Origin of the sequence: Bradyrhizobium sp. (assembly GCF_016219575.1) — a bacterium.
Classification (GTDB): Bacteria; Pseudomonadota; Alphaproteobacteria; order Rhizobiales; family Xanthobacteraceae; genus Bradyrhizobium.
This window is the reverse complement of the sequence record NZ_JACRMG010000001.1, coordinates 144,684-157,173: the sequence shown is the minus strand read 5'-3', so window position 1 is coordinate 157,173 and position 12,490 is coordinate 144,684. Positions and strand designations below refer to the sequence as shown.

At 64.9% G+C, this 12,490-nt stretch carries 10 protein-coding genes and 1 tRNA gene; 7 read left to right on the top strand and 4 right to left on the bottom strand.

Annotated elements, in window-relative coordinates; all coding sequences use genetic code 11:
• Positions 1-51: 51 nt before the first annotated feature.
• Positions 52-145, bottom strand: a tRNA-OTHER gene (locus HZB49_RS00740).
• Between the two features lie 12 nt (positions 146-157).
• Here HZB49_RS00740 and HZB49_RS00735 point away from each other — a divergent pair.
• Both HZB49_RS00735 and glgX read left to right on the top strand, forming a co-directional pair.
• Positions 158-967: an alpha amylase C-terminal domain-containing protein gene (locus tag HZB49_RS00735; RefSeq protein ID WP_291608517.1), complete on the top strand. Its 810-nt coding sequence runs from the start codon at positions 158-160 to the stop codon at positions 965-967.
• Positions 968-970: 3 nt separating this feature from the next.
• A complete protein-coding gene (glgX, locus tag HZB49_RS00730) occupies positions 971-3,055 on the top strand; it encodes a glycogen debranching protein GlgX (protein WP_291608516.1) in 2,085 nt (694 codons plus the stop codon).
• Here the strand turns inward: glgX and HZB49_RS00725 are convergent, their stop codons facing one another.
• Positions 3,056-3,364 (bottom strand): polyhydroxyalkanoic acid system family protein, encoded by a 309-nt coding sequence (locus tag HZB49_RS00725; protein ID WP_291608515.1) that lies wholly within the window; start codon positions 3,362-3,364, stop codon positions 3,056-3,058.
• Positions 3,365-3,518: 154 nt separating this feature from the next.
• Between HZB49_RS00725 and HZB49_RS00720 the strand changes: the two genes are divergently transcribed.
• Positions 3,519-3,683 carry a DUF3309 family protein gene (locus HZB49_RS00720; RefSeq protein ID WP_291608514.1) on the top strand — a complete coding sequence of 55 codons (165 nt, stop codon included), beginning with the start codon at positions 3,519-3,521 and terminating at the stop codon, positions 3,681-3,683.
• A gap of 155 nt (positions 3,684-3,838) precedes the next feature.
• Here HZB49_RS00720 and ligD read toward each other — a convergent pair whose 3' ends face one another.
• Complete coding sequence (gene ligD, locus HZB49_RS00715) at positions 3,839-6,445, bottom strand: DNA ligase D (protein ID WP_291608513.1); 2,607 nt, start codon at positions 6,443-6,445, stop codon at positions 3,839-3,841.
• 195 nt (positions 6,446-6,640) lie between these two features.
• Between ligD and HZB49_RS00710 the strand changes: the two genes are divergently transcribed.
• The 4 genes from HZB49_RS00710 to HZB49_RS00695 all read left to right on the top strand — a co-directional run bounded on the left by HZB49_RS00710 (position 6,641) and on the right by HZB49_RS00695 (position 11,759).
• On the top strand, positions 6,641-8,248 hold the full coding sequence (locus tag HZB49_RS00710) for an AMP-binding protein (protein ID WP_291608512.1): 1,608 nt from the start codon (positions 6,641-6,643) through the stop codon (positions 8,246-8,248).
• A 39-nt stretch (positions 8,249-8,287) separates the two neighbouring features.
• Positions 8,288-9,778, top strand: a complete 1,491-nt coding sequence (locus tag HZB49_RS00705) for a tetratricopeptide repeat-containing sulfotransferase family protein (RefSeq protein ID WP_291608511.1) — start codon at positions 8,288-8,290, stop codon at positions 9,776-9,778.
• A 152-nt stretch (positions 9,779-9,930) separates the two neighbouring features.
• Entirely contained in the window at positions 9,931-10,749 is an 819-nt protein-coding gene (locus HZB49_RS00700; RefSeq protein ID WP_291608510.1) for an outer membrane beta-barrel protein, read from the top strand.
• A gap of 236 nt (positions 10,750-10,985) precedes the next feature.
• On the top strand, positions 10,986-11,759 hold the full coding sequence (locus HZB49_RS00695) for an SDR family NAD(P)-dependent oxidoreductase (RefSeq protein WP_291608509.1): 774 nt from the start codon (positions 10,986-10,988) through the stop codon (positions 11,757-11,759).
• A gap of 15 nt (positions 11,760-11,774) precedes the next feature.
• Here the strand turns inward: HZB49_RS00695 and HZB49_RS00690 are convergent, their stop codons facing one another.
• Positions 11,775-12,464 (bottom strand): response regulator transcription factor, encoded by a 690-nt coding sequence (locus HZB49_RS00690; protein WP_291608508.1) that lies wholly within the window; start codon positions 12,462-12,464, stop codon positions 11,775-11,777.
• Positions 12,465-12,490 lie beyond the last annotated feature (26 nt).

Sequence of the window (12,490 nt, the reverse complement as noted above, 5' to 3'; positions counted from 1 at the left end):
CCTGCGCGTCGATGCCGTCGCCTCCATGCTGTATCTCGACTACAGCCGGCCCGCGGGCGGCTGGATTCCGAACCAGCATGGCGGGCGGGAGAATCTGGAGGCCATCGCCTTCCTGCGCCGCTTCAATACCGAACTCTACGCCCGCTTTCCGCAGGCCATGACGGCGGCGGAAGAATCCACTGCATGGCCGCAAGTGTCGCGCCCGGTCGACCACGGCGGGCTCGGCTTCGGCTACAAGTGGAACATGGGCTGGATGCACGACACGCTGAAATATGTCGGCAAGGATCCCGTGCACCGAAAGCACCATCACGGCGACATCCTGTTCGGCCTGCACTACGCTTTCTCCGAGAATTTCATCCTGCCGCTCTCGCATGACGAAGTCGTGCACGGCAAGCGCTCTATCCTCGGCCGAATGCCCGGCGATGAGTGGCAGCGCTTTGCAAACCTGCGCGCCTATTACAGCTTCATGTTCGGCCATCCCGGCAAGAAGCTGCTGTTCATGGGCTGCGAGTTTGGCCAAGAGCGCGAGTGGAATCACGATCATTCGCTGGACTGGCACCTGCTAGACAACGAGAACCATGCCGGCGTGCGGGCCCTGATCGCCGATCTCAACCGGCTCTATCGCACCGTTCCCGCGCTGCATGAACTGGATTGCGAGGCATCCGGTTTCGAATGGCTGGTCACGGACGACGCCAACGGCAACGTCTTCGCCTGGCTGCGCAAGGGATTTGCCGAGCGCACAGCCTGCGTGGCCGTCGTGAACTTCTCGCCCAATGTCTATTACAACTATCGCGTCCGCGTACCCTTCGGCGGCAAGTGGCGCGAGGCGCTCAACTCGGACTCTGCCCATTATGGCGGCAGCAATGTTGGCAATGCCGGCGGCGTCGAGGCGTTGCAAGGCAGCGGCCACGAACTTAATCTCACCATACCGCCGCTGGCTGCGATCTTCCTCGTGCCCGAAAGCTGATTGATGCGCCTGTCCGCCGGATCGCCGTCACGCCTCGGTGCCAGCTGGGACGGAAGGGGCACCAATTTCGCGCTGTTCTCGGCCCATGCGGAGAAGGTCGAGCTCTGCCTGTTCGATGCCCAGGGCCGGCGCGAGCTCGAGCGCATCGAGCTGCCGGAGCGCTCCGAGGACATCTGGCACGGCTATCTCAACGACGTCTCGCCCGGCCAGCTCTATGGCTATCGCGTGCACGGGCCCTATGCGCCCGAGTGCGGCCACCGTTTCAACCCCAACAAGCTGCTGCTCGATCCCTATGCGCGGCGGCTCGCCGGGCGGCTGGTGTGGAGCGATGCGCATTTCGGCTTTCGCGTCGGCAGCCCGCGCGAGGATCTGTCCTTCGACCGGCGCGACAATTCGCGCGGCATGCTGAAGGCGGTCGTGGTCGACGAGACGTTCGTGAACCGGCACGAAGCGCGGCCCAATATTCCCTGGGAAGACACTATCATCTACGAGGCCCACGTCAGGGGCCTGACGCAGTTGCGCGCAGACGTGCCCCCGCAGCTGCGCGGCACCTATGGCGGGCTGTGTTCGCCTGCTGTCATCGATCACCTGAAACGGCTCGGCGTCACCACGATCGAGCTCCTGCCGATCCATGCGCTGATCGACGATCGCGTGCTGGTGGAGAAGAAGCTCGTCAATTACTGGGGCTATAACAGCATCGGCTTCTTTGCAGCCGAACCGCGCTACGCCCAGGAAAATGCACGGGACAATGCGCTCGATTCCTTCCGCACCGCGGTGGCGCGGCTGCACGACGCCGGCATCGAGGTGATGCTCGACGTAGTCTACAACCACACCGCCGAAGGCAATCATCTGGGCCCCACACTGTCGTTCCGCGGCATCGACAACGCCTCCTATTACTGGCTGAAGCCGGAGAACCCACGTTACTACGACGACTTCACGGGCTGCGGCAGCTCGCTGAATCTCACCCATCCGCGCGTGCTGCAGATGGTGATGGATTCGCTGCGCTACTGGGTCGAGGTCTGTCATGTCGACGGCTTCCGCTTCGACCTCGCCACCACGCTGTCGCGCGGGCCGGACGGATTCGACCGCCATAGCGGTTTCCTCACCGCGATCCGGCAGGATCCGGTGCTGGCGCAGGTCAAGCTCGTCGCCGAGCCCTGGGACGTCGGCATGGGCGGCTACCAGGTCGGCGCCTTTCCCTCGCAATGGTCCGAGTGGAACGACCGCTACCGCAGCGCGATGCGGCGCTACTGGAGCGGCGAAGGCAGCCTGATCGGCGAGGTATCGCGCCGCATGACGGCGTCGTCCGACCTGTTCCGGCATGACGGCCGCACCCCGCGCGGCTCCGTCAACCACATCACCGTGCATGACGGCTTCACGCTCGCCGATCTCTTCTCCTACAATGCGAAGCACAATCTGGCGAACGGCGAGGACAATCGCGACGGCGCCAACGACAACCACAGCAATAATTGCGGCCATGAGGGCCCGACCGGCGACCCCGCCATCGTCGCGCTCAGGCACCAGCTGCGCCGCAACCAGCTCGCCTGCCTGCTGCTCGCACAGGGGCTGCCGCTGCTGCTCGCCGGCGACGAAGCCGGCAATTCGCAAGGAGGCAACAACAATGCCTATTGCCAGGACAACGAGATCGGCTGGGTGAACTGGGACAATCTCGGCCGCGAGGCTGAGGATTTCACCGATTTCATCGGCCATCTCACCGCCTTGCGCCGCCGCTTCCCGCAAATCCGCAGCCACCGCTGGCTCGACGAACGGCGTGCCGACGGCTCGTACAGCGTGCTGTGGCTAACACCGGCGGCGGAGGAAATGAAGGAGCACGACTGGAATTTTCCCGAAGGACGGTTCCTTTCCTACGTGCTCGGCCCCGCCGAACCCGGCGGCGCGCCGATCTTCATCGTGCTCAACGCCGCGCCGGCGGCGATTGCCTTCCACTTGCCGAGGCTGCCGGAATATGCGCGCTGGCAGCAGGTGCTGAGCACGGCCGAGCTGAAACAGACGCCGGCGGAATACGCCTCCGGCGCCGGGATCGAAGCCCCGCCGCGCACGGTGCTGGCCTTCGCAGGCTCTCCGTAGCTACTTCTTTGTGAGCAGCAGTCTGCCGCGTTCGCGGATCGCCGCCTGCGCCATTTCTGCGAAGCGCTGCAGCAGGAACGGCAGCGTCACCTCGACCTTGACGTGATCCTCGGCGACGTCGACATGGCCGTGCGCGGCCTGTCCGAGCGCTCGCACGCGAAAGCTCATGCGGCTGTCTTCCCAGCGCTCCTCGTCGACGCTGAGCACCGGCACGTGCGACGCCGCGCGCGACAGGCCGGACTTCAGGCGGCGCATCGCCTCCTCGCGGCCCAGGCTGTGCGGAATGGATACGATCAGCGGCGCGGACATCTCTTTCCTCCGTCAGGCCAGCTCAATGTAGTTCCGTTCGGACGAAGCGAAAGGGCTGCGATAAGGCGTCGCAAAATGCGGAACTTTCATGGTCCCCATCGGTTTCCCCGGACGCAAGAGCGATTGCGCCCCGCGCGGGCTGAGGAGAGACGTCATGTCCATCGGTACCATCATTCTGATCATTCTGATCATCGCCCTGCTCGGCGGATTCTCCGGCGTCGGCGGCGGTCTGTTCTACGGCACCGGCTATTACGGCGGCGGCGGGCTGGGGCTGATCATCGTGATCCTGCTGATCCTGCTGTTGCTGGGAAAGCTTTAGAGAACGTCGCGACTTCGTAGGGTGGGCAAAGGCGCGAAGCGCCGTGCCCACCTTCGCGCGCCCGGTGCAAGACAGGTGGGCACGCGGAGCCCGTCATCGGGCGCGCATTCGCGCGACCCGTTGGCTTTACCCACCCTACGGCATGGTGATGGCGGCTATAATTTCTCCACCAGCTTCCCGATCGCCGGCCTGATCGGGCCGGCCGCATCCTCGTAGCCGTCCCACGCCTTGCTCCTTGCGAGCAGCGCCGGCACCGTGCGTACAGTATAGCGCCTTGGGTCGAGATCGCCGCGCACCTGCGCCCAGGTCAGCGGCATCGACACAGTCGCGCCGGGACGCGCGCGCGGCGAGAGCACGGCCACCGCCGTCGACATGCGGTCGTTGCGGAGATAGTCGAGGAAGATCTTTCCCTGCCGCTTCTGCTTGGACATGTTGAGCAGATAGCGGCCGGGATCGTCATTGGCCATCCACTGGCAGATCCCCTGCGCGAACGCCTTGGCTTGCTTCCAGTCCACCCGTTCTTTCGCACCTGACAACAGCGGCGCCACGACGTGCAGCCCCTTACCGCCGGTGGTCTTGCAGAAGCTTTCGAGTCCCACTGCGGAAAGCCGCTCGCGCATGTCCTTGGCTGCCTCGATCACCGCGGCAAAATCCACATCGGGCGAGGGATCGAGGTCGAACACCAGCCGTCCCGGCACATCGGGCGCATCGGGCGCGCAATTCCAGGGATGCAGCTCCACTCCGCCGGACTGCGCCACCGCCGCCAGCCCCTCGACGCGATCGATCTGGATGTAGGGCTTGCGGTCGCCGGAGACCTTGACGAGTTCCAGCAGCTTCGAGGTGCCGGTCATGGCGTGACGCTGGAAGAAGGTTTCGCCGCCGATGCCGTCGGGCGCGCGCACCACCGAGCACGGCCGGCCCTTGAGATACCCGATCATCCACTTGCCGACCGCCTCGAAATAATGGGCGAGATCGAGCTTGGTCACCGGCCTGCCGTCGCCGCCATCGGGCCACAGCGCCTTGTCGGGGTTGGAGATGACGACGCCCATCACCTCGGCGCCCTTCTTCGCCGGCGACTTGACCACGATGGGCTTTGCGACCTTGACCATGGAAGGCTCCTCCGCTTCCACCTCGCGCGCCGGCTTGTCCTCCCGCAGGCCCTTGAAGGCTGCCTGACGGATATTGTTGTCCGCCGTCCAGCCGGCGAATTCGATCTCGGCGACGAGCGTCGGTTTCAGCCAGTGCACGTCGCGTGCCTTCTTCGGCGCGTTCTCGCCACTGAAGGGACTCTGGCTGGATTCGTTTGCCCTGAGATGCGGCATCAGCCGCCGCACCGTGTCGGCGCCAAAGCCGGTGCCGACGATGCCGACAAAGGCGAGATGCTTGCCGCGATAGACGCCCGCCATCAGCGAGCGGAACTTGCCGCCGGTGGTCTTCCAGCCGCCGAGCACGACCTCGTGCCCGGCACGCACCTTGGCCTTGGTCCAGCTCTCGCTGCGGCCGGAATGATAGCGGGCATCGAGCTTCTTGGAGATGATGCCTTCCAGCGACAATTGCCTCGCTGACTCCAGCACCGACTCGCCGTCCTCCTCGAAATGCTCGACATAGCGGATCAGCTTTTCCTTGCCCTTGCGCGCGTCCAGCATGCGCTTGAGCCGTGCCTTGCGCTCGCGCAGCGGCAGCGCGCGCAAGTCTTCGTCACCTGCGAACAGGAGATCGAAGGCGAAGTAGATGAGATTGCCGGTCTTGCCGTCGGCGATGGCCGCCTGCAGCGCGGAGAAATCCGGCAGGCCCTTGTGATCGACGGCGACGATCTCGCCGTCGATCAGCGCGGCCGGCAGGCTGCGCGCCTCCTTGGCGATGGCGGAAAACCTGTCCGCCCAGTCCAGCCCCTTGCGCGTATTCAGCGCGACACTGCCATCCTCGACACGAAGCTGCACGCGATAGCCGTCGAACTTGATCTCATGGCACCACGCGGTGCCGCGCGGCGGACGCTCGACCGACGCGCAGAGCTGCGGGGGCACGAAGTCCGGCATCGCTGAGGCCTTCTTCGCTCTGGCCGGCGCACGCGACGCCTTGGTCTTGGCACGCACCTCGGCGGCGCTGCCGCGGCTGGAATCCCAGGTCGCATCGGCTCTGGTCTTGCCGCCCTTTGCCAGCATGAACGGCTTTGGCGCCCTGCCCTTGCCGGCCTTGATCTCGGCCATCGTCCGGCCGGAAGCGACCGAGCGATCCTCCTCGAGGATGCTGCTCCCGTCGCCCTCGCGGGCGTATTCGTCGCGATGCTTGATGAGAAGCCAGTTGGTGCGCTTGCCGCCAAAGCGGTCGCCCTTCATCCGCACCAGCACCCAGCTGCCATGCAGTCTGTCGCCATGCAGGTTGAATTTGAGGTCGCCCTTGGCAAAGCCGCGGTCCGGATCGGGAGAATCCCAGGTGCCGCGGTCCCAGAGCTGCACCGTGCCGCCGCCATACTGGTCTTCGGGAATGGTGCCTTCGAAATCGCCGTAGTCGAGCGGATGGTCCTCGACCTCGACCGCCAGCCGCTTGTCGTGCGGATCGAGCGAAGGGCCGCGCGTCACCGCCCAGGACTTGAACACGCCATCGAATTCCAGCCGCAAGTCGTAGTGCAGCCTCGTCGCCGCGTGCTTCTGGATGACGAAACGCCGCTCTCTCGACGGCGCCACCCTGGCGTCGCCCGAGGGCTCCGCGGTTTTGCCGAAATCACGCTTCTTGCGGTAAATGGAGAGCTTTGGCGAAGGCACGGCCGTCCTGCACGGTCAACATTTCGGCCATCATGCTCTAAATGGCGCGAGAACCAAACCCTCAAAGGCTAATCCCGTTCCCGAGGGCGGCCGCCGCGGCTTGCATTGACGCAAGACGGGAGGCATTTTGGCCTTCAAAATATTGACGACAAGACCGGCGCCCTGCCCGTGCACGCCGGCCCTCGGGAGGACAAGATGGCTTTGACAATATCGCATGTTGCGGGACCGACCGTGCCCACAGTGCGGGAAATGACCTTTGGCGACCTGCTGCGCAAGGCGGCCGAGTCGGCGCCCGATCGCCTCGCTTTGATCGCGGGCGTGCCGGACCCGGCGCTGCGGCGAAAATGGACCTACACCGAGTTGTACCGCGAGGCGCAGCGCACCGCCCGCGCGCTGCTTACCCGCTTCAAGAAGGGCGAGCGCATCGCGGTATGGGCGCAGAATATCCCGGAATGGATCATGCTGGAGTTCGGCGCGGGCATGGCGGGCATGGTGCTGGTCACCGTGAACCCGGCCTTCCGCGCCAACGAAGTGCAATATGTGCTGAAGCAGTCGCGCGCGGCCGGCGTGTTCGTCGTCAACAATTTCCGCGGCAACCCGATGCTGGAGACGGTGCAGGCGGTGAAGCCGAATTGCCCCGAGCTGCGCGAGGTGATCTGCTTCGACGACTGGAACGCCTTCATCGCCGCCGGCGACGATGCGAGCATCAAGCTTCCCGACGTCAGCCCCGACGATCCCGTGATGATCCAGTACACCTCGGGCACCACGGGCTTCCCGAAGGGCGCGCTGCTGCGCCACCGCGGGCTTCTCAACAACGGCGCCGATACGGCCGACCGCATGGGGGTCGATCCCGGCGATGTCTTCATCACCACCATGCCGCTGTTTCACACCGGCGGCTGCGTCTGCTGCGTGCTGGGGGCGGTCTCGAAGGCGGCGACGCAGGTGCTGATCGAGGCATTCGACCCGGCGCTGGTGCTGGAAATGTTCGGGACCTATCGCGGCAATGCGATGGTCGGCGTGCCCACCATGCTGATCGCCATGCTGGAGCATCCCTCTTTCCCGACCACCGATCTCACCTCGGTCAAGGCGATCTGTTCCGGCGGCTCCACCGTGCCGGCGCCGCTGGTCCGACTGTTCGAGGAGAAGCTCGGCGCGCCCTTCACCATCGTGTTCGGCCAGACCGAGTGCTCCCCCGTGGCGGCGCAGACCCGCACCAATGACAGCGTCGAGGACAAGGCCGGCACGATCGGCCTGCCGCTGCCGAACATGGAGACCAAGATCATCGATCCCGCCACCGGCGAGACGGTGCCGATCGGCTCCGTCGGCGAGTTCTGCACTCGCGGCTACCACGTCATGCTCGGCTATTTCGAGATGCCGGACGCCACCGCCGCGGCGGTCGACAAGGACGGCTGGCTGCACACCGGCGATCTCTGCGCCATGGACGCGCGCGGCTACTGCACCGTCGAAGGCCGGCTGAAGGACATGATCATCCGCGGCGGCGAGAACATCTATCCGCGCGAGCTGGAAGAGCTCTTGTTCAAGCATCCGAAGGTCGGCGAGGTCGCCGTGATCGGCGTGCCGCACGAGCGATGGGGCGAAGAGGTCGCGGCCTTCGTCCGGCCGGCGCCGGGAGCTTCCATCGACAAGGAGGAGCTGGTCGCCTACATGCGCGAGTCACTCTCCCCGCACAAGACGCCGAAGCACTGGTTCGTGGTGGAGGCGTTCCCGCTGACGGGATCGGGTAAGATCCAGAAGTTCAAGCTGCGCGAAGCCTGGACCAAGGGCGAGATGAAGGCGATCTAGGGACCTCCGGATGCGAACGTTCTTGCAGGGGAACGGAAGGTGACGTCACCAAGGTCCGCCGCTCCGCGCGACCAGCTGGAGGAAGCCGACCGGCTGCGCCAACAAGGCAAACTCGACCGGGCAGAAGCGATCTGCAACGCGCTGACGCGGCGCTATCCGGATTATGTTGCCGCCTTGCACACGCTCGGGCTCGTCTATCTGGACAAGCGGAATTACGATCTCGCACTGAATTGCCTGGTGCGCGCATCCATGCTCGATCCGGAAAACTGGATGACGCTCACGGCGTTGAGCATGGCGTATCTGCGGCTCGGCGCCACCGAAATGGCCGCACAGACGCTGGAACGCGCGCTGGCGATCCGGCCGGGCGATGCGGCAATTCTGGCGACCCTCGGCGAAATCCGCCGCGAAGAGCGCGAATACGAACTGGCGGAACCTTGCTATCGCGAGGCGCTCGCCGTCGACCCGCACCTTGAAACCGCGGCAGCCGGCCAGGCCCTGTGCCTGGCGGCGATGGGCCGGAACCTGGAAGCCGCACATGTGCTGGAGGCCGCCTGGCGGCAGGGCCATCGCTCCCTGAACTTGCTGCACGTGATGACAACGCTGCCGGCCGGCGTCCTCGGCATCGATCTGTTGGCTGCTCTCGATGCGCTTGCCGCCCGCCAGGGCGAGGCAGAACCTGAGTTCAGGAACACCTTTGCCTTCGTCCGCGCGGCGGCGCTGGACAAGGCAGGCCGTTATGCCGAGGCATGGGAGCATCTGGTGATGGCGAACCGTACGATCGCCGCCCGTTGCCAAACCGATCTCAAGGCAAGCGTCGTCCGTCAGGAGAAGTCCCTGGCCTGGCTGCGCAACGCCAGGTTCGCGTCGATCGAGCCGGGCAGCGAGACCCCGATTTCCCTTTTTATCCTCGGCCCGTCGCGGTCCGGCAAGACTAGCCTGGAACGGCTCATCGGTTCGCTGGATGGCGTAAAGGCCGGATATGAGAACCCCATCATCGAAAATGCCGTGCGTCGAACCTACCGGGCGGCCGCGATGCCGGCGAGCACCTATCTCGAAGAGCTTCCGGCAGTGCTATGGCCCGCTTTCCGGGAAAACTACCGTAAGGATTTGCTTCGACGGGCCGGGCAAGCGCGTGTTTTCACCAACACGCTGCACGGGGGCATCCACGATGCCGCGATCGTTGCAAGGCTGGTCCCGAACTCGCGCTTCCTCATCATGAAGCGCGATCCGGACGATGTGGCCCTGCGGATGTACATGACGAAGTATCTGGCGGCGAATTCCTACGCCTACGACATGCGCTCGATCCGCGACTATCTGCGCTGGTACGACCAGATGGCCGATCTCACGGTGGAGAAAATACCCGGTATCTGCCGGATCGTGCACTACGAGGCCATGGCCGGCGACCCCGGGACGACGCTGCGCCAGGCCGCCGAACTTTGCGGTCTCGCCGCGGGTGACATCGGGGCGACGACATGCGGCGACGACCGCGGTTGTGCCACCCCATATCTGGAGTTGATGCATCGCCCGTAGTCGGCGATCAGTGTTGCACGAACGCCACAATTCGGCCGGAAATCGGCCAATCGGCCCGCCCCCGCTTGTCATTCGGCGGTTCCCGTGCGGAATCTGGTCCCCGCCTGGGCGAAATGACTTCCCGCCTGGGTCGTTGGGGGTGGGCCGTTTCGATGTTACGCAACAAGCTGCTTCTTCTGGCCGGAACGGCCCTTGGCTTGGGCATCGCCATGGATGCCGAGGCGGCGCCGGCCGTTTCATGGACCGGCTTCTACGCCGGCGGCAATGTCGGCTACAGCTTTGGCAGGGTCGACACGACCGTTGATGTAAGCCCCTTCTTCTACGCTCCATTCGGCTACAATTTTCCGGGCACCTCCAGCTACTTGCCATTGAAGCCCAATGGAGGCATTGGCGGCGTTCAGGCCGGATACAATTGGGAGTTTGCTTCGCGCTGGTTGGCTGGACTCGAGGCCGACTTGCAATGGTCCGGCCAGCGTGATTCCGCGACCCGCAGCGTCGCCGGCGTCAACACTTCTTGCACTTTCATCACTGCCGGATCCTGCAGTTTCCTCAACACCAGCGACATCACTGCAAAGCTGAGCTGGTTCTCCACCGTGCGCGGTCGGGTTGGCGTGTTCGCCGCCCCCAACATCCTGTTTTACGGCACCGCCGGCGTTGCTATCGGTGAGATCAATGTCTCCGGCACCAACAGGCTCACCCTTAGCGCGACACCCGGGGGAACAGCGACCTTCGTGACCCCCTTCAGCTATTCCTCCACCCAGGTGGGATACGTCGTCGGGGCCGGGGTCGAAGGCCGGTTTGGAACGAGCGGATGGACATGGAAGGTTGAATACCTTCACATCGACTTCGGCTCGATCGGAACGGGCCGGTTCGGAACCGTTCCGGTGGTGACGGTCACGACCGGCAATTTCACCGACGATATCGTCCGCGTCGGCTTCAACTATCAATTCTCCGGCAGACCGTTTCCGTGATCGTCCGATAACGGACGATGCGCGGGTGCAAGAACGTGTGGCGGTAAAGCTGCGCTGCCATCCGCTAACGTGTCTCGACCTTACCTCTGCCTTCGCGATACTCCACCCGACCGAATCCATCGGGGATCCGGAGAGCGTATCGGCGCACCAATGTTTTGCCTGTCGGCGTCCCGAGGTTGTGCCGTCATGAAATCCAGGGCGCCGCCGGCCGCACCGGGATGAGGGAGGGAAAACGAATGGACTTGCAGAACAAGATCGCGCTCGTCACCGCCGCGGCTTCGGGCGCAGGCCGCGCCGGCGCAATCATTCTGGCACGGGAAGGCGCGGCGGTCGCGGTCGTCGACCAGAACGAGACCGGCGTGAAGGCGGTAGCGGAGGAAATCCGCAAGCGCGGCGGCCGCGCCTTGGCGCTGGCCGGCGACCTGCGCGATGACGCGTTTTCGCGCGAGATTGTTGCAGCCACGGTGAAGGAATTCGGCCGGCTCGACTGCCTGTGGAATCATCTCGGCATTCCCGGCCCCTCCGTGATCGACGACCTCGACGGCTGGGATATGAGTATCGATCTCAACCTGCGCTCCCAGCTGATCACCACCAACGCGGCGCTGGCGCACATGACGGCGCAGCGCTCCGGCAGCATCCTGTTCACGGCATCCACTTCGGGCCTGACCGGCTCGCCCTGGAGCCCGACCTATTCGGCGGCAAAGGCCGGCGTGATCGGGCTTGCCCGCAGCCTCGCCAAGCGGCACGCCAAGGACGGCATTCGCGTCAATGCGATTTGCCCCGGCGCGATCGACACGCCGATGCTGCGGGTGTTCGTCAACCGGCCGGACCAGCCGGGCCACAACGAGGCCGATCCGGAAGCGCTGATCAAGGCCGCGGTGACCCGCAATCCGATGGGCCGCGCGGCCCGTCCCGAGGAGATCGCGGAGGTCGCCGTGTTCCTGTTGTCCGACAAGGCCTCGTTCGTGACCGGCATCGCCATGCCGGTCGATGGCGGGACGCTGGCATAGCAGGCCGGCAACCGGTCAATCCGCCGCGCGCAGCCGGTAGCCGATGCCGGTCTCGGTCAGCACGAATTGCGGTCGTTCCGGATCGGCCTCGATCTTCTGGCGCAGCTGGCGGACATAGACACGCAGATATTGCGCGTCGGTGAGTTCGTCCCACAGCTCCTTCAGCAGAAAGCGATGGGTGAGCACCTTGCCGGCGTGCTGCACCAGCACACGCAGCAGATCGTATTCCTTCGGCGACAATTTTATCTCGCGATCGCCGACCTTGACGACACGGCGGACGAGGTCCACGGAGAGGTCGCCGGTGCGAAAGATCGGCCGCTCCCCCTGCACCTGCAGCTGGTGACGCAGCGCGGCGCGCATGCGCGCCAGCAGCTCGTCCATGCCGAACGGTTTTGTCAAATAATCGTCGGCGCCGAGATCGAGCGCCTGCACCTTGCCGGCCTCGTCGCCGCGGCTCGACAGCACCACGATCGGCACGCTCTCGTTGCGGGCCCGGATCATGCGCAGGAGATCGTGGCCCTGGATATCGGGCAGGCCGAGATCGAGGATGATCAGCGCCGGCCCCTCGGCGAGCCTTTCCAGCGCCAGCTTGCCGTTGGAAGCTTCCAGGATGTCGTAGCCCTGCGTGCTCAGCCCCATCCGCAGCAGCTTGCGGATCGGCGGCTCGTCGTCGATGACCAGGACCTTGATGGCGGGAGCATTCATGCGGCGGTGTCCAGTTCTAGAATTTC